We start from the raw sequence: 16,032 nt of genomic DNA on the forward strand, positions 1-16,032 counted from the left end.
TCTATTTAATCTTCCGGTAAATTTTCTCGACCCGGTCCAGTGTCTCATAGGCTTCACTGTAATTCGTAAAGTGGATGGACTCTTTGGCACCCAGTACGAGAATACCGAAATGGCTTAGACTCTCGTGAAATAATCCGTGCACATGATCCCGCAGCTGATCATTGAAATATATCATGACATTCCGGCAAAAGATCACATTAAACTCGTTAAAGGAACGATCCGTTGCCAGATTATGTTCTGCAAAAATCATGTTTTTCTTCAAATACGGTTGAAAAATAACCGAGTTGTACTTCGCAGTATAATATTCGGAGAACGAGCGGGTTCCGCCCGCCTCCATATAATTCTTGGTGTACTGCTTCATGCGTTTGATGTCAAACACGCCTTCCTTGGCCTGCTGGAGAGAACGCGAGTTCATGTCCGTCGCATAAATCCGGGATTTTTCATACAGCCCCTCTTCATGAAGCAGAATCGCCATGGAATACACCTCTTCTCCAGTTGAGCAGCCGGCGTGCCATATCCGTATATACGGATACGTACGAAGCAGAGGAACTACCGTCTGCCTGAATGTCAGGAATAATTTGGGATCCCTGAACATTTCCGTGACGGGAATGGACAGATTATATATGAGCCGTTCAAAACAAGAACGGTCGTGGAGTACTTTATCCTGAAGCGCGGAGATCGAGGATACCCCTTCGGCATGCACATGATGCCAGATTCTCCGCCTCAATGAAGGAATAGCATAATTACGAAAATCGTAACCATAGAATCGATGAATACCTTCCAAAAGAAGCTCCAACTCGATCTGCTCCAGCTCACATTCGCTATCCTCTGTTATCAACAGTTGTTCTGATTCAGTATGGTTACTAGATGACATAACGGGTGCACCGCTTTCCGAGTGTTTATTTGCTACTTGTACTTTACCCACAAAAGCGGTTTACGAATACAACCAAACCCTCATAAGTGAAAGAAGCTGCTCGGTCTGAATCGGCTTCTTCATATAATCAGAGGCTCCGGCTTCAATACATTTCGCCCGGTCCTCTTTCATGGCTTTGGCTGTCAATGCTATAATCGGTAGCTTTTCGAACTCAGGCATCTCTCGCAGAAGGCGCATCGCTTCATAGCCGTCCATCTCCGGCATCATCATATCCATCAGCACCAAATCGTAGTCCGGATTATCCTGAAGCAGCTCTATCGCTTCCCTGCCGTTCTCGGCAAAGGTCACTTCCATGTTGTATCCTTCCAGTACGCTGGAGAGAGCAAATACGTTGCGGATATCATCATCCACAAGCAGAATCTTCTTGCCTTCGAACAGCTCTTCCTTATTGTGCAGCTTTTGCAGAATTTTACGTTTATCCTCCGGCAAATCGGCTTCAATCCGGTGGAGGAACAGGGTCGTTTCATCCAGAAGCCGTTCGGGAGATTTCACGTCTTTAATGATGATGGACTCCGCATATTTGCGAAGCTGCATCTCTTCCTTCGAATCCAGATCCTTACCGGTATAAATAATAATTGGCAGATCCATCAGGTTCTCATCATCACGAATCTGATCCAGCAGCTCAAAGCCCGTCATGTCTGTCAGCATCAAATCAAGCACCATACAGTCATAGCGCTGCTTACGCAGCTCGCTGAGTGCTTCGGCACCCGTGGATGCCGCCGTAATAGATACATCGTCATGACCGATCAATTCAATGATGGAGTTACGCTGAATGTCATCGTCCTCAACAATCAGGAGATGTTTCATCGATTTTTCCGCGTACGATTCGATATGCGTGAACGCATTCTCCAGTGCCTCTCTGGATGATGGCTTCTTCAGGTAGGCGATAGCCCCCATCATAAGTCCTTGCTTCACTTCGTCCACAACCGAGATCACATGCACCGGAATATGACGCGTAACCGCTGAGCTCTTCAACTCGCCCATGACGGACCAGCCGTCGATGACCGGAAGCTGAATATCCAGGATGATGGCGTCCGGTCTGTAGGACTTCGCCATCTCCAGGCCGATATCCCCCTGCAGAGCAACCAAGGCTTTGAACCCGCGTCCTCTAGCCATATCCAGAAGGATTCTGGCAAACTTCACATCATCCTCAATAATGAGCAGCACTCGATCGGTCGGCCCTATCTGGTTGCGATCATCATCCACTTGTACGGATGGGTTGACCTCTGTTGTGACCATCTTGGCCTTCGGAACAATCAGATTGCTCTCTGGCGGAGCCTCAATGGACGCCGCTGCCTCCTGTACTCCCTGAACCACTTCCGGAGGGCTGCTCGGCAGGAAGAGAGTGAAGCAGCTGCCCTTGCCTTCTTCCGATTCAACCAGAATCCCCCCGCCAAGCAGACGGGAAAGCTCGCGGCTGATCGACAAGCCGAGCCCGGTCCCGCCATATTTGCGGCTTGTGGTGCCGTCCACCTGCTGGAAAGCTTCAAAGATCAGATCGGTTTTGTCAGCAGGTATACCAATTCCACTGTCTTTTACCGCAAATGCCACATAGTCTGCTTCTGCATTCAGATAGATAGGGAGTTTCTCTGGATCGGCCTTCTCCATATTCAGCTCAACGGAGCCTTGGTTCGTGAACTTGAATGCATTGGAGAGCAGGTTACGAAGGACTTGCTTCACGCGATGACTGTCCGTAACGATGCTTTGCGGAATGTCCTCCCCGATGTGTACATGAAGATCAATATGTTTACGCGACGCTACAGCGGCAAAATTCTGCTCCACAAAGGATTCAATATCCTGCAGCTGAACATCCTCGTAATTAATTTCCATTTTCCCGGCGTCCACTTTGGACAAGTCGAGAATTTCATCAATCATTTTGAGCAGGTCCGAACCTGACATATAAATCGTCTGCGCATATTCGATCTGCTTATCGCTCAGATTTCCGCTCTTATTCTCAGACAGCAGCTGTGACAAGATGAGCAGGCTGTTAAGAGGGGTTCGCAGTTCGTGAGACATATTTGCCATGAACTCCGACTTGTATTTGGTTGTAACCGAAAGCTGCTTCGCTTGCTGCTCTAGCTTCAACCGGGCCTTCTCAATTTCATCGTTCTTCTCTTCCACTTCCTGCACCTGTTCCTCCAGCGCGCGCGTCTTGGCAACCAGCTCGGTATTATAATGCTCGAGCTCTTCCTGTTGACGCTGCAGCAAATCTTCGGAACGTTTGAGGGCATTGGTTTGCTCCTCCAGATTTTCATTGGAACGGCGAAGCTCTTCTTGTTGGGTCTGCAGCTCCTCCGACTGAACCTGAAGCTCTTCTGTCATCGCCTGCGACTCCCGCAGCAGCTGCTCGACCCGCAGGCGTCCTGTAATATTATTCAGAATAATGCCAAGCGACTGACTCAGCTGTGAGATGAGCTGCTCCTGCAGGGATGTTGTCTCCTCGAAGGCTGCCAGCTCCACCACACCCAGCACTTCATTCTCGAACAGGATCGGATAGATCATGACGGAAATCGGCTTGGATGATCCCCAGCCGGACTCCACTTTCATGTAATCGTCAGGCGCATTTCTCAGCACAATCGGTTTCTTGTCCAGCGCGACTTGCCCTACGAGTCCTTCCCCAATCATGAAGGAAATCTTGGGCTCCTCGCCGCCCTCATGCGCATAGGAACCTTTCAGTTCCAATTTATTCGGATGTTTATCTTCTTGATGAATATAAATAGCTCCATAGTGAGCACCTAATATCGGTGTGAATTCGCTAATAAACCGCTGACCCACCTCTTCAAGGGAATTAATCCCCTCCAGCAGCTCCGTTACTCTGGCCATATTCGAGTTAAGCCACGATTGATCGCGCTGCGCCTGAAGATAGGTCTCCTCTATCCGCTGCTTCTCGAGAATATCTTCGGACAAGTCTTTAAATACCCGGGCTACATCTCCAAATTCATCCTTGGACGTAACTTTGATACGGCGAATCGCCTTCAGTCTGCCTTCCCCAAAACTCTTCAACATCATCGAGACAACGTTGATGCCCCGGGTAATGCTTGGAAGGATCCATAGAATGACCAGCATCCCGATTAATAGTCCACCGGCCATAATATAAATGAACATCTGAACGGAACGGTCATAAGCAGCCTTGGCTGCCGTAATATCATCATTGATCTTCTGATTCTCGTAGCTGCTAAGCTCGTTTAAGCTGGTAAGCATTTCATCCTGAACCGATTGCCCTGTTGAATTACGTAGCGAGTTAGCCTCGTCTGCATCGCTGTTGGCCAACAGATCCAGTGTCTTGTTCTGGTATACAATATATTCATTAACCGCACGTTCAATCCGGACCAGCAGCTGCTGCTCCTCAGCGGTATTTACGCTATCTTGAATGAATGAGAAATATTCCACTGCCTTTGTGGTCATGCTTTCGATTTCCTGTTTGGATACAGCATACGTGGATTGGTCATTGCTCAAAATCATATTCGTTAGCTCGCGCGCCATATTGTTGACTTCCCCGCGCATACCGCTGGAGTTTCGCACTTTTTGATAGCGCTCTTCATAGATTTTATCCATCTGGCTGTTCATATAACTAATCCGGTCGTACCCAATCAGGGTAAGAACCAGCATGAGAGCTAACAAGGTTGTAAAACCAATGACTAACTTACTCTTAAGCTTCATTGATTTATGTTCTCTCCTTTTTTAAGAGATATCCAAACCAGGCATTTATCGTCCTCTCGCTCCTGCAATGGATCATCTACAAAATATTGTTCCTTCATCTCATCTTCTCTCCAATGATGAGGGCCGCCCAAATGTTCCTTCAAATAGTCCAGCTTCTCGTCATGTCCGCCGTCCACCAATTCAAGCAGACCGTCGGTATACATCACCAAATGACCCTCGCCTTCATATTGAAAGCTTCTTGGCTCCATGTCTTCAATCCGATCGAACAAGCCTACCGGGCAGCAGCCTTGGTCCAGGGTCATAACACGGCCGTCTTCCTGGAAGAACAGCGCCGGTGGGTGACCGGCATTAACATAGTCCACCCGTTTCAAACGCGTGTCTACGACAAGATAGATAGCTGTAAAATAGTACTGTATCAGCTGTTCACCAAGGCTTAGCTGATTGAACCTGCGGTTCAATTCCTGAACGACTTTCTCCGGTTCGACATAAGTCGTCACGGTGTCTTTCAGAACCGAGGCAATGAACATGCAAAATAGGGACGAAGTAATACCGTGTCCCATCATATCCAGCAGAATCACGCCGTAACGGCCATCTCCAAGCGGGTACCATGCGTACAAATCTCCCGCAAGCTCTGCCGAAGGCTGGTACAGTGCATGGATCTCTAGCTGCTCATCTTCAATTGGAGAGCTCAGGACGGCATTTTGAACCATAGCCGCAAGCTTAAGCTCCGCCTGCACCCGCTGTTCGCGCTCAATATGCCAGTCTTTCTCATGCTTTAACCGGAGCGCCAGGCGTATCCGTGCCATAAGTTCAACCTTGTTGATCGGTTTGGTCACATAATCTACAGCCCCGGCATCAAGGGCCTCTGCCAACTTCTTGGAATCGCCGACGGCGGTTACCATGATGATCGGTATATCCTTCAAATGCTCGTATTGCTGAACAATACGGCATGCTTCTATTCCATCCATCTCGGGCATCATCATATCTAACAGAACCAGATCGATATCCGCTCTTCGCGGATGCAGCACATGGCTGCGATCCCCAAGTCCCAAATGCTCAAACATTTCCAGGGCTGAAGATGCAGATACGGTATCCTGGTAGTTTTCCTTTTTCAAGATTTCTCGAATAATGATGACGTTAGTCGGATTGTCGTCTACGATTAATATTCTCATTGCCCTCTCCTTTAACGTTCGGTTTATACGATAGAAATCCTTTTCCTACTATTATACTATAATAACCGCTGTATCTTTTGCCATAGAAAAAGGGTGTAAAACTTGAATCTTCCACTTTTAATAGGTTCATGGAACATTCTTTTAAAACATAGATAAGGAATGAGACCTGTTTATGTCTCATTCCTTATCTATGTTTTAAGACCTATAACTCATACTATAGTCACAGCAACAAGGCTGAACTTCCGTTACAGTTATTAATCCTTCTTAGCAATAACGAGTACTTTACCCAGATCCAGCTGCTTCTCATAGAAGCCTGCCTCTGCCTCGGTAAATCCTAGAGATACAATTTTGGCGCGCAGTTCATCGCCGCGTGAGCGGAACAGATTCGCAAAGGCATCGAACACGCCTTCTTCTTTGATGCCTACGTTATTGGCATCTGATGCATCCACAATCCGGCTCGTCTTATCCGAGTCGTGAGCCAGCACATAGATCCGATCGTTATCGTAGCCGGACTGGCGAAGGTTCTGAACCTCCTGAACCGCCTGCGTACCATTCTCAACGACTTTTGCATAAGACTGTGTATTTGTAAATTCCATGATGAAAACCTCCCCTAATAGTGTAAAACCTAAATTTAGGTTATAGTCCAACTGTTATTACCCATCCTGTTCAAGGTTGAAACAGATTTATTGAGTATAATCGAAAAACAAATCAATTCCTTCAATCTGGCCGGAATCTCGATCTACATAAACCTTAAGCGCATTTTGATTCTCGAGATAAACATCTCCGTCCTCGGCTTTAAAGTATGGCTTGCCCAAGGACGCCCGAACCCGTTCGGTTGTCATACCTATGCTCTGGTCTTCCACCTGAAAGGAGTCTGCAGAGGGCTTCACATGAACGTATTCGGTATAACCGTTGCGGACACCAACCTCCATGTCTTTATAATGAAGCTTGGTTATCCCGCTCAAGTCTTCCTGTTCAGTTCGGGCCGGCGTTCCCAGCTTACGGATAACGTCTTTCTTGCTATCCGTTAAGGAAATCCCGTTTAATGTCCCATAGCTCTCTACAGAATTGTCGCTAATATGTGCTTGTCCAACATCCGAAGCGGCTAGAATTATAGGCGGCTGCGATATCCCGGCTGTATGCTGTGGCTGTGGCTCTGACACAACACCTCCACCTCCGGAGTAAATCAAGAGCCCTACCATCAACAGTGTGACATTCCACATGCGACCTCCTCCTTTCTTCACCTTACAGAGCTGTAACTTGAATTCGCTCTTTCGATTTATCTGGCCTTTTGACGGCGGAAACTATGCCACAGACTAACGGCTGTATCCACATAGGCTAACCAATTCCGACTGCGTGACTTCTCTTGTGCTTCTGTATTCTGATATACGGCATCATAAGACTGGAACGTGCGGTCTTGGGCTGTCACAGGCACTTCTTGACGAATGCGCGGCTCTTCCTTCTGCTCCACCCTGGACTGCTTGAAGCGGCTGACCATCCCTGAGGAAACCTGCTTCACCGCGTAGGTAACCTCACTTAAAGCCTCTCCCAGGTTCTTGACGGTATCCATTACAGGGTCGATCTGTTTCATCTTATGCTGAACATCCACCGTAATATCGTTTGTATTTCGAATCGTCTGCTTCACTTCGTAGCTCAATTCGTCCACGGTCTTTTGAACTTCCTGAAGTGTTTGTGTTACCTTTTCGAGCGATTGTGTTGCGGCCTTTAAGGTCTTGATCAAGAAGAAGACAAGAACCGCAAACGCTACAGCGATGATGGCAACACTGATTTGTGTTAGCATACGTTGTCCCTCACTTTCCAGTAATGTTTGGTTTTCGATACGCAATAGTTACCCCATCCCCAAGTTTACGAAACAAAGGGCATTTGCCAGGAATGCCACCATTCGCCAAGTTGTTTCATCCTCTGCCGCCTCGGTTAAAGAACACTACGAAGGGCGCTGAGGCAACTTGCCAACGCCTCCCTAACGATCCTTCAAATTGGGTATATGCCGCTTCATAGAACATCATGCAATCCCAGGAGCATATCCAATTAAAATCGATTAAGAAAGCAGGGTGAACATTATGTTAAAATGGTCCGTTATTTTTCTAGTTGTTGCATTGATTGCAGGGATCTTCGGCTTCTTCGGTATCGTAGAGGCTGCAGCCAGCATTGCGAAGGTTCTGTTCTTCATCTTCGTTGTCCTGTTTGTGATCTCTCTCTTTACCGGACGCAGACGAAGTATGTGACGCTGTCGCATACTTGAAGCCCATGCATTGAACATACACAGAGGAAATGTAAAAAAAAGGGTGTCCTGCCGTAGATAAACGGCTTGGGACACCCTTTTTTTGCTGCGCAGTTGATAGGAATAAGGACTACAGCGTCGCTGCGGCGGCTTCCTGATTACCGGAGGTCTTTGGCTCATCCGCCGGCTTCGTTTTCTTGATGAAGAAAGCCAGAATCAAGGAAACCACACTGATACCTGTAGCAATGACAAAGGCATAGTTAATGCCATAAATGGTTGCTTCGTTTCCAAGCTTAAGCAGATCGGCCTGATTCTTCGGATCAAACAGTCCCGATTGCATCAAGGCTTCCCCCTTGCTCTGTGCCTGGGTAGACATCACAGTAACGAGAATCGCCGTTCCGATCGAGCCGGAAACCATGCGGAGCGTATTCGACATGGCGGTGCCATGAGCGTTCATGCTCCGTGGCAGCTGGTTGAGTCCAGCCGTCTGGATTGGCATCATGAGCATGGACATCCCGAACATTCTTGCCGTGTAGATGATCATAATGTGGTTGTAAGACAGCGTCTCCGTCAGATTGCTGAACTCCCATGTCGTAATGACCGTAATGGCAAGACCGATGACAGCGAGCCATTTGGCGCCGATCTTGTCAAATATCGCCCCCGTAATCGGCGACATGATTCCCATCAGAATAGCACCGGGAAGCATAAGAAGTCCGGATTCTACAGGTGTGAACCCGCGAATCTGCTGTAAATAAATCGGAAGCAGAATCATACCCGCATACATCGCCATCGTAACAATGACATTGATCAAGGTTGTTAACGAGAACATGTTGTACTTGAAAATACGGAACTCCAGCATCGGATTGTCGACGGTCATCTCCCGCCATACAAACAGGATGAGTGCGATCGCACCGACAACCAGCGTGGTAACAACCGGTGCGCTGGACCAACCGTCATTCCCGGCATCACTGAAGCCGTACAGCAGACCGCCAAATCCAAGAGTCGATAAAATGACAGCGAGCATATCCAGCTTAGGTCGGCTGACCTCGGTCACATTTTTGAGGAAGAAGATCCCGATTAGCGTTGCAATAATGGAGAAAGGCAATATCATGTAGAACAACACACGCCAATCATAATGCTCCACGATATATCCTGAGAGCGTAGGCCCGATGGCAGGAGCAAAGATCATGGCGATCCCCATCATGCCCATCGCTTTCCCCCGGTTCTCAATAGGGAAAATGTTCAGAAATACAACGGTCATAAGCGGCATCAGTATGCCCGCGCCAGCTGCCTGAACGAGACGTCCGGTCAGCAGGAATGCAAAGTTCGGGCTAACGGCGCACAGCAAGGTGCCAATCGTAAACAGCGTCATCGCACTGATAAACAGCTGTCTGGTCGAGAAACGCGCGATCAGGTAGGCGGTAACAGGAATCAGCACCCCATTTACCAGCATGAAGCCTGTAGTCAGCCACTGGGCTACCGTCGGTTTGATATTCAAATTTTCCATGATGCTCGGAAGAGCAACATTCATCAATGTCTGATTGAGAATCGCAACAAATGCACCAATCATCAATGCGGCAATGATGGGACCTTTCTTAATGGGCTCGCCGGGGCGAACAGCAGTATGGGTACTCATGTGTAGGTTTCACTCTCTCTTTCTAAGTAAGTTCATGTGATAAACTGTATTGTTCTATGTGGACATCTGACTTTGCATATGTTCGACATTCACCATAATTTTGCGATACAGGATGTTAAGCTGCTTAACCTCTTCGTCGGATAAGAATCCGTATAACAAATGACTCAGTTCGGCGCGCTTCTTGGCCAATTGATCGATCAGATCCAGCCCGCGGGGCGTAATTTCCAGATGGACAACTCGGCGATCCTCGGTATCTCTTATTCGACGCGCAAATCCGCCTTCAATCAGCTTATCGGATATGCCGGTTACTGCCCCGCACGTCACATGAATGGTATCCGCCAAGTCCGACAATCTCAAGGACCCCAGTTCATGAAGTTTCTCCAAAGCGGCATACTGGGTTCTGCCTATTTTAGGAAACCCCTCCTTCTGCCATTCATGATGAACCGTCCGAACCATCTTCTTAAATAGCATCTCCAACTCCAGAATTTCATTCCGCATGGACATGTATTCATTACACTCCTTTAAAGGTCCAGCACTCCTTCAATAGAGACACCCACTCCTTCGCCTCTAAATACTTTAGTACTAAAACATTTATTTCTAAACAATTACTGATTATAGTGGCCGATCTCCACAGTGTCAATCTTTACATATATATTTTTACCATAATGTTTTTCTGAAAATTATGACATTGAATGATAGGTCATCATAAAAAAAAGACTCAAACAAGATTTCTTGTTTGAGTCTTAAGCCTAGTCTCTAACTTTACTTAAACAGCGACGGAATGGACATCCAATCCATCGTGAAATTCAATTCCAGACCATCGGATAGAAATTTAACATTATTCACTGTTACCAGATCCGGTAAATAGTCCTTCAGCGAAACTTGAATGGGCTCCAGTTGAAACAGATTCTGCGGTACTTCAACGCCCCGGATGGTTGTAGATTGATGAGTCAAGTAAAGATGGCTTCCCTCCGCAGACATTTGAAAGCGAAGCACGGCACCAAAGGGAACGATCCCCCATTTCCCGTTCATATGGGCTGTCATGGTAGTGCCGTTCATCGTGAAATCGGCCCCAGTAATCTCAACACCCAGATTATGGGTGCTTATATATTTTACCATGTTCTTTTTGCTCAATTCCCCGACTTCCTCGGTGCTCAGCAGCATACGAGTATCCCGGTTCGATACCATGGTCATCAACTTGTCCTTGAAATCAACGGAGCGATAACGCATGTCCAGAGACTGTGTAGGATAAACAAACCAGACCGCCGCACCGATGATCACAAGGAGCAGGATAAATACTCCCAATAGGAATCGTCCGGCTCTTTTTTTTCGGCGTACCATCTATAGTCCCCCTCCCATTGGATATCCCTGTAAATACAGGGTTTTTCCCATCTCCAAAGTATATAGGAATCCGTGAAACTTGTCACGATTTGAGAAATGTTCCCAACTTTCTTGGTTCATAACATCCAAATCGTGGTTATTACGATATTGTCAAATCATACTTCGGTCCCAAGGAGGAATTATTCCATGAAAAAAACTCTAAGCATTACTGCAGCCCTAGCACTCACCCTGTCCCTGACCGCCGTAGCCAGCGCAGATCCGATCAGCGGAACGGTATCCGACACAACCGCACCTGCTCCCATCTCGGTAGAAGAGCCGATTATCAAACCTGAGGAAGTTGTACTGGTTCCTACACCTATGATTGAGCTGACCGAAAGAACTTACTTCTATAACGCTCCAAATGGCCAAAAGCTTGGCGCCTTGGGTGCGCAAAAAATCGACACCACCGGCAATCGACAGGATGTCGTGTTTGGCGGGGAATGGGTCGAAGTTTATACATGGCTCGGTAAGGCTTGGATTTATGTAGAGTAATCATCTATGATTAAGGGCTCCTTGATCCATCAAGTATCCCTTGCATATTAAATGGCAGGTCAAGAAATCTTGACCTGCCATTTGTATAACCTCTTATTATCCACCAGGCTACGATGACGAAGCTTTAGGCTCAACATGGATGTGAACGCTCATGATATTGTGAATCTTCTCCATCTGCTCTTCTATGCGGTCACTGATTCGATGCCCCTCCAAAACGCTGATATCCGGGTCCACCTCGATGACAACATCCACCAGCACGTGATTGCCGTGAATTCGGGCCTTCATGTCTTTGATACCCTCAACGCCGGGCGTACGGGCTATCGTGCTCCTTAAGTCTGATAAACGATTCTCGTCAAAACCATCCGTCAGACTATAAGTGCAATCCCTGAATATTTCCCATGCCGTTTTGCAAATAATGACACCAACGGCTACTGCTGCTACCGTATCGAGCCAAGGCAAACCGAATTGAGCGCCAATGATACCGACCGCTGCCCCCACACTGACAAGTGCATCCGACAAATTATCCTTGGCCGCCGCCATGAGCGCCTGATTATCGATCCGTCGGGCCAGGTTCCGATTGTACCGGTAGACTCCAATCATCGCAATCGCGCTGATCCCCGCTACGCCGGCAGACCATAGATTCGGCACTTCCTTAGCTCCCTCAAAAAAAGAACGCACGGCTTCAACCAGCACCTGTATCCCGACAACCGCCATAATAAATGAGGCAATTAATGCTGCAATCGTCTCCGCTCTTAAATGCCCGTATGCATGATCGGAATCCGGCGGTTTCTGGGAAATCCGCAGTCCGATCAATACAGCGAGTGATGCCACGATATCCGTAAGGTTATTGAAGCCGTCCGCAAGCAGGGCACTGGATGCAAAAAAATATCCGCTGAATATTTTAAACGATGATAATACGAGATAAGCCGCAATACTGATCCAGGCCCCGCGTTCACCTTGTTTGATGTTGTCATAGGTATTTACCATGCATGTCTCTCCTTTTGCTGCTCCCTATAGGGTTAAAGCATATCCATCATTATCCATATTTAATCCTAATAACGGAAATTCGTGTGGGTCCAAAAGAAACATGATGGCTTTCGTCCAATCCTTCAGTGGACGTAGAAAATGATATTAATCATTGTTACCCTTGCCGGGCGTTTTAAAAACGAATAAAATGAGGACAAGCGAACACGAAGAGGAGGGTGATACTATGCCCGAGAATAATGAGTCACGTAAAGTGAATTTGGCTGATGCCATCAAGCAAAAGCTGGAGCAGAAGAAACAGCAAAATTCAGCCGCCAATAAGCCGGGACAATTCCAGGCTGGATCTGCGCAAAAAATGAAAAGTCAAAACAACAAAAAACCAAACAACCAGCGTCGTCGTACTGGCGGTTCGTAGAGCCAAAGCCCTACAGACGCGAAAAAAAATGCTGTACCTCCAACTTATCCGAGGTGCAGCATTTTTTATTGGAGCGGTGAGGATGAAAGCTGTTAACCATCATCTTCCCCGCCATCTGTTAATTGTAACCTTATGCTTCAACCGGGTACATGCTTTCACGAAGACCCTTAACCTCTTCGCTCTCCAGATACTCGTCATAACTCATGCTGCGGTCAATTACGCCATTCGGCGTAATCTCAATGATCCGGTTCGCAATCGTCTGAATGAACTGATGGTCATGCGAGGTGAACAGAATCGTTCCATCGAAATCGATCAGGCCATTGTTGAGTGCCGTAATGGATTCCAAATCCAAGTGGTTCGTCGGCTCGTCGAATATCAGCACGTTTGCACCGTTCAGCATCATTTTTGCCAGCATGCAGCGAACCTTCTCGCCCCCGGACAATACGCTTGCCTTCTTCAGCGCTTCCTCACCGGAGAACAGCATGCGGCCCAGGAACCCCCGCAGGAATGTTTCATCCTGGTCTTTGGAGTATTGGCGCAGCCATTCCACAAGATTGATATCCACGCCGTCGAAATAAGCGGAGTTATCTTTCGGGAAATAAGCTTGGGTAGTTGTAACTCCCCAGCTGTATTCGCCCGCATCTGCCTCAGTTTCACCTGTAATGACCTGGAACAGCGTTGATTTCGGCATCCCGTTTGGTCCAACAAATGCGATTTTGTCGCCTTTGTTCACAACAAAGCTGATGTTATCCAGAACCTTCTCGCCATCCAGGGACTTCGTAATGCCATCCACCGTGAGCAATTGTTTACCAGCTTCGCGTTCAGGCTTGAAGTGGAGAAACGGATATTTCCGGTTCGAAGGACGAAGATCCTCCAGCGTGATTTTATCAAGCTGTTTCTTACGGGAAGTCGCCTGCTTCGATTTGGAAGCATTCGCGGAGAAGCGTTGGATAAACGCCTGCAATTCCTTGATCTTCTCTTCCTTTTTCTTGTTGGCATCGCGTTGAAGTTCAAGAGCCAGCTTACTGGATTCGTACCAGAAGTCGTAGTTGCCGACATACAGCTGGATTTTACCAAAGTCGATATCCGCAATATGCGTACATACCTTGTTCAGGAAGTGACGGTCATGGGACACCACGATAACGGTGCCTTCGTAATCCATAAGGAAGTTCTCGAGCCACTGAATCGATTCCAGGTCCAAGTGGTTGGTAGGCTCATCCAGCAGCAGGTTGTGCGGGCGGCCAAACAAGGCCTGCGCCAAGAGAACGCGTACCTTCTCATTGCCGCTCAGCTCTGCCATTTTCTTATCATGCAGCTCGCGCGGAATACCGAGACCAATCAGGAGCGCCGCCGCATCCGGCTCTGCATCCCAACCGTTCAACTCTGCGAATTCGCCTTCCAGCTCACCCGCACGCATACCGTCTGCTTCGGAGAAATCGGATTTTGCATAGAGCGCATCCTTCTCTTTCATGATGTGGTACAGACGTGCATGGCCCATGATAACCGTCTCCAGAACTGGATACTGGTCATATTCATAGTGGTTCTGCTTCAGAACCGCCATCCGTTCATTCGGTGTCATATGAACCTCGCCTTGGTTTGGCTCAATCTCACCGGAGAGGATTTTTAAGAATGTAGACTTACCCGCCCCGTTTGCGCCGATGAGGCCGTAGCAGTTGCCCGGGGTGAATTTTATATTGACATCTTCAAATAGTGCTCGTTTGCCATAGCGGAGCGTTACGCCGCTTGTACTGATCATTAAGCATTACCATCCTTTATCACTATTGGTTTCAGCACATTATAGCATAAGTCCGGCGGTTATCGAAGCTTCTGCACGATATAAAACGGTTTTAAACAAATATAACCTCCTGCTCCCGCCAATTTCTCTTGGCAAGCACACAGGAGGCCTATATGGTTCATCCTATTAAAATTTAAAGTGATTAAGATTGTGCACTGCGGCATTCAGGCTGAACCTTGAAGGTTTCTCCGTACTTCAATACGCAAATTCTCTCCTTGGCGATACCGAGCCGCTGGCGTTCCGCTTCCATCCGGTCCAGCGCTTCTCTGGCTGTATCGTCAGCTAGCTTAAACGTACCGTAATGCATCGGAATCATCGTCTCCGCTTTCACATCCATAAACGCCTGCAGCGCCTCTTCCGGATTGACATGCTGTGACGTCATGAACCATTCCGGCTCATAGGCCCCGATCGGCATCAGAGCAAGGTGGATGTTGAACCGCTCGCCAATCAGCTTGAAGCCCTCGAAGTATCCGCTGTCTCCGGCAAAATATACATTCGGCGGAAGCAAGCGGGTATTGGCCTCGGCAGCACCCCCGACTTCACATGAGGATTCATCAGAAGGATCCGGGTCGATCTTCGCGTCCTGCAAAACAGGCTCCATCACGAATCCTCCCCAGTGGGATGTGTTCGTGTCAAACGGCGTGCGCCGTGTCCAGTGCTGGGTTGGCACAAATGAGAATTTCACGTCCCTGATGGTCGTGGATTCCCACCATTTCAGCTCGATGACACGGCGGAAGCCCTTATTCATCATTTTGCGACGCAGACCAATTGGCACAATAATGGTCGTATCCGCACGATACAGCTTGCGGATCGAAGCAATATGCATATGGTCATAGTGAGAATGCGAGATCAAAATAACATCGATTGGAGGAATCTCATGAATGGGAAGTCCAGGTTCTCCAAGGCGCTTGTTAAAACCCATTCTCCGCGCCCATACGGGATCAGTAACGATATTCATGCCTTCATATTGGATGAAGAACGTGGCGTGCCCGATCCAGGTAACGGAGGTTTCGTGCCGGTTGCTATGCAAATACTGAAGATCCGGCGTCAGGTTCGGAATGCAGTAGGAATAATCCTTCTTCTTCTGACGACGTTCGTCGCGCCACTGCTTGAACTGTTTCAGTGTTTTGTCTGTGCTGACGTTATCGATATTGTTATAGCGAATCTTTGGCATGCAGCCTCCTCCTTCCATTACCCATATTTTAACCTGTAATGACCTATCCGCTCAACTTTACGCTTGTTGTTCTTTTTACACCGAATGATTATTTGCGAAACAATCCCTTTGAGTATAGCTTCAATCCGAAGGATCCTTGTACTTTATA

Annotated in this window: 15 protein-coding genes; 3 read left to right on the forward strand and 12 right to left on the reverse strand. The window is 47.8% G+C overall.

Annotated elements, in window-relative coordinates; all coding sequences use genetic code 11:
- Position 1: 1 nt before the first annotated feature.
- From PGL02S_RS14645 to PGL02S_RS14670, 6 genes are all read right to left on the reverse strand, one after another.
- Entirely contained in the window at positions 2-874 is an 873-nt protein-coding gene (locus tag PGL02S_RS14645; protein WP_051449329.1) for a CheR family methyltransferase, read from the reverse strand.
- Between the two features lie 60 nt (positions 875-934).
- Positions 935-4,594 (reverse strand): response regulator, encoded by a 3,660-nt coding sequence (locus tag PGL02S_RS14650; protein ID WP_036643482.1) that lies wholly within the window; start codon positions 4,592-4,594, stop codon positions 935-937.
- Positions 4,591-5,766 carry a PP2C family protein-serine/threonine phosphatase gene (locus tag PGL02S_RS14655; protein ID WP_006212704.1) on the reverse strand — a complete coding sequence of 392 codons (1,176 nt, stop codon included), beginning with the start codon at positions 5,764-5,766 and terminating at the stop codon, positions 4,591-4,593. Before PGL02S_RS14655 ends, PGL02S_RS14650 begins: the two co-directional genes overlap by 4 nt.
- A gap of 254 nt (positions 5,767-6,020) precedes the next feature.
- The gene (locus PGL02S_RS14660) at positions 6,021-6,362 is read right to left on the reverse strand and encodes a general stress protein (protein WP_036643483.1); all 342 of its coding nucleotides are present in this window, start codon (positions 6,360-6,362) and stop codon (positions 6,021-6,023) included.
- 87 nt (positions 6,363-6,449) lie between these two features.
- Positions 6,450-6,989: a hypothetical protein gene (locus tag PGL02S_RS14665; RefSeq protein ID WP_036643484.1), complete on the reverse strand. Its 540-nt coding sequence runs from the start codon at positions 6,987-6,989 to the stop codon at positions 6,450-6,452.
- A gap of 56 nt (positions 6,990-7,045) precedes the next feature.
- Entirely contained in the window at positions 7,046-7,567 is a 522-nt protein-coding gene (locus tag PGL02S_RS14670) for a DUF948 domain-containing protein (protein WP_036643485.1), read from the reverse strand.
- A 280-nt stretch (positions 7,568-7,847) separates the two neighbouring features.
- Here PGL02S_RS14670 and PGL02S_RS14675 point away from each other — a divergent pair, with 280 nt between their 5' ends.
- A complete protein-coding gene (locus PGL02S_RS14675) occupies positions 7,848-8,012 on the forward strand; it encodes a DUF1328 domain-containing protein (RefSeq protein ID WP_006212708.1) in 165 nt (54 codons plus the stop codon).
- A 126-nt stretch (positions 8,013-8,138) separates the two neighbouring features.
- On the opposite strand, the gene PGL02S_RS14680 is transcribed toward PGL02S_RS14675, so the two are convergent.
- From PGL02S_RS14680 to PGL02S_RS14690, 3 genes are all read right to left on the reverse strand, one after another.
- Entirely contained in the window at positions 8,139-9,644 is a 1,506-nt protein-coding gene (locus tag PGL02S_RS14680) for a DHA2 family efflux MFS transporter permease subunit (protein WP_036643487.1), read from the reverse strand.
- Positions 9,645-9,698: 54 nt separating this feature from the next.
- Entirely contained in the window at positions 9,699-10,148 is a 450-nt protein-coding gene (locus PGL02S_RS14685) for a MarR family transcriptional regulator (RefSeq protein ID WP_006212710.1), read from the reverse strand.
- A gap of 258 nt (positions 10,149-10,406) precedes the next feature.
- Positions 10,407-10,985: a hypothetical protein gene (locus tag PGL02S_RS14690; protein WP_036643489.1), complete on the reverse strand. Its 579-nt coding sequence runs from the start codon at positions 10,983-10,985 to the stop codon at positions 10,407-10,409.
- A gap of 186 nt (positions 10,986-11,171) precedes the next feature.
- Between PGL02S_RS14690 and PGL02S_RS14695 the strand changes: the two genes are divergently transcribed.
- Positions 11,172-11,516 (forward strand): hypothetical protein, encoded by a 345-nt coding sequence (locus PGL02S_RS14695; RefSeq protein WP_006212712.1) that lies wholly within the window; start codon positions 11,172-11,174, stop codon positions 11,514-11,516.
- Between the two features lie 108 nt (positions 11,517-11,624).
- Here the strand turns inward: PGL02S_RS14695 and PGL02S_RS14700 are convergent, their stop codons facing one another.
- On the reverse strand, positions 11,625-12,503 hold the full coding sequence (locus PGL02S_RS14700; RefSeq protein ID WP_006212713.1) for a cation diffusion facilitator family transporter: 879 nt from the start codon (positions 12,501-12,503) through the stop codon (positions 11,625-11,627).
- A 223-nt stretch (positions 12,504-12,726) separates the two neighbouring features.
- On the opposite strand from PGL02S_RS14700, the gene PGL02S_RS14705 reads away from it, so the two are divergent.
- The gene (locus PGL02S_RS14705) at positions 12,727-12,915 is read left to right on the forward strand and encodes a hypothetical protein (protein WP_006212714.1); all 189 of its coding nucleotides are present in this window, start codon (positions 12,727-12,729) and stop codon (positions 12,913-12,915) included.
- 130 nt (positions 12,916-13,045) lie between these two features.
- Here PGL02S_RS14705 and PGL02S_RS14710 read toward each other — a convergent pair whose 3' ends face one another.
- Positions 13,046-14,671, reverse strand: a complete 1,626-nt coding sequence (locus PGL02S_RS14710) for an ABC-F family ATP-binding cassette domain-containing protein (protein WP_006212715.1) — start codon at positions 14,669-14,671, stop codon at positions 13,046-13,048.
- 181 nt (positions 14,672-14,852) lie between these two features.
- On the reverse strand, positions 14,853-15,884 hold the full coding sequence (locus PGL02S_RS14715) for an MBL fold metallo-hydrolase (protein ID WP_006212716.1): 1,032 nt from the start codon (positions 15,882-15,884) through the stop codon (positions 14,853-14,855).
- Between the last annotated feature and the right edge of the window lie 148 nt (positions 15,885-16,032).

It is taken from the genome of Paenibacillus glucanolyticus NBRC 15330 (assembly GCF_004000885.1).
Lineage (GTDB): Bacteria > Bacillota > Bacilli > Paenibacillales > Paenibacillaceae > Paenibacillus_AQ > Paenibacillus_AQ glucanolyticus.

Coding starts and splice junctions, on each gene's coding strand:
- PGL02S_RS14665 (WP_036643484.1), bottom strand. CDS start 6,989: ATGTGGAATGTCACACTGTTGATGGTAGGGCTCTTGATTTACTCCGGA.
- PGL02S_RS14660 (WP_036643483.1), bottom strand. CDS start 6,362: ATGGAATTTACAAATACACAGTCTTATGCAAAAGTCGTTGAGAATGGT.
- PGL02S_RS14695 (WP_006212712.1), top strand. CDS start 11,172: ATGAAAAAAACTCTAAGCATTACTGCAGCCCTAGCACTCACCCTGTCC.
- PGL02S_RS14715 (WP_006212716.1), bottom strand. CDS start 15,884: ATGCCAAAGATTCGCTATAACAATATCGATAACGTCAGCACAGACAAA.
- PGL02S_RS14645 (WP_051449329.1), bottom strand. CDS start 874: ATGTCATCTAGTAACCATACTGAATCAGAACAACTGTTGATAACAGAG.
- PGL02S_RS14675 (WP_006212708.1), top strand. CDS start 7,848: ATGTTAAAATGGTCCGTTATTTTTCTAGTTGTTGCATTGATTGCAGGG.
- PGL02S_RS14670 (WP_036643485.1), bottom strand. CDS start 7,567: ATGCTAACACAAATCAGTGTTGCCATCATCGCTGTAGCGTTTGCGGTT.
- PGL02S_RS14690 (WP_036643489.1), bottom strand. CDS start 10,985: ATGGTACGCCGAAAAAAAAGAGCCGGACGATTCCTATTGGGAGTATTT.
- PGL02S_RS14655 (WP_006212704.1), bottom strand. CDS start 5,766: ATGAGAATATTAATCGTAGACGACAATCCGACTAACGTCATCATTATT.
- PGL02S_RS14685 (WP_006212710.1), bottom strand. CDS start 10,148: ATGTCCATGCGGAATGAAATTCTGGAGTTGGAGATGCTATTTAAGAAG.
- PGL02S_RS14705 (WP_006212714.1), top strand. CDS start 12,727: ATGCCCGAGAATAATGAGTCACGTAAAGTGAATTTGGCTGATGCCATC.
- PGL02S_RS14650 (WP_036643482.1), bottom strand. CDS start 4,594: ATGAAGCTTAAGAGTAAGTTAGTCATTGGTTTTACAACCTTGTTAGCT.
- PGL02S_RS14710 (WP_006212715.1), bottom strand. CDS start 14,671: ATGATCAGTACAAGCGGCGTAACGCTCCGCTATGGCAAACGAGCACTA.
- PGL02S_RS14680 (WP_036643487.1), bottom strand. CDS start 9,644: ATGAGTACCCATACTGCTGTTCGCCCCGGCGAGCCCATTAAGAAAGGT.
- PGL02S_RS14700 (WP_006212713.1), bottom strand. CDS start 12,503: ATGGTAAATACCTATGACAACATCAAACAAGGTGAACGCGGGGCCTGG.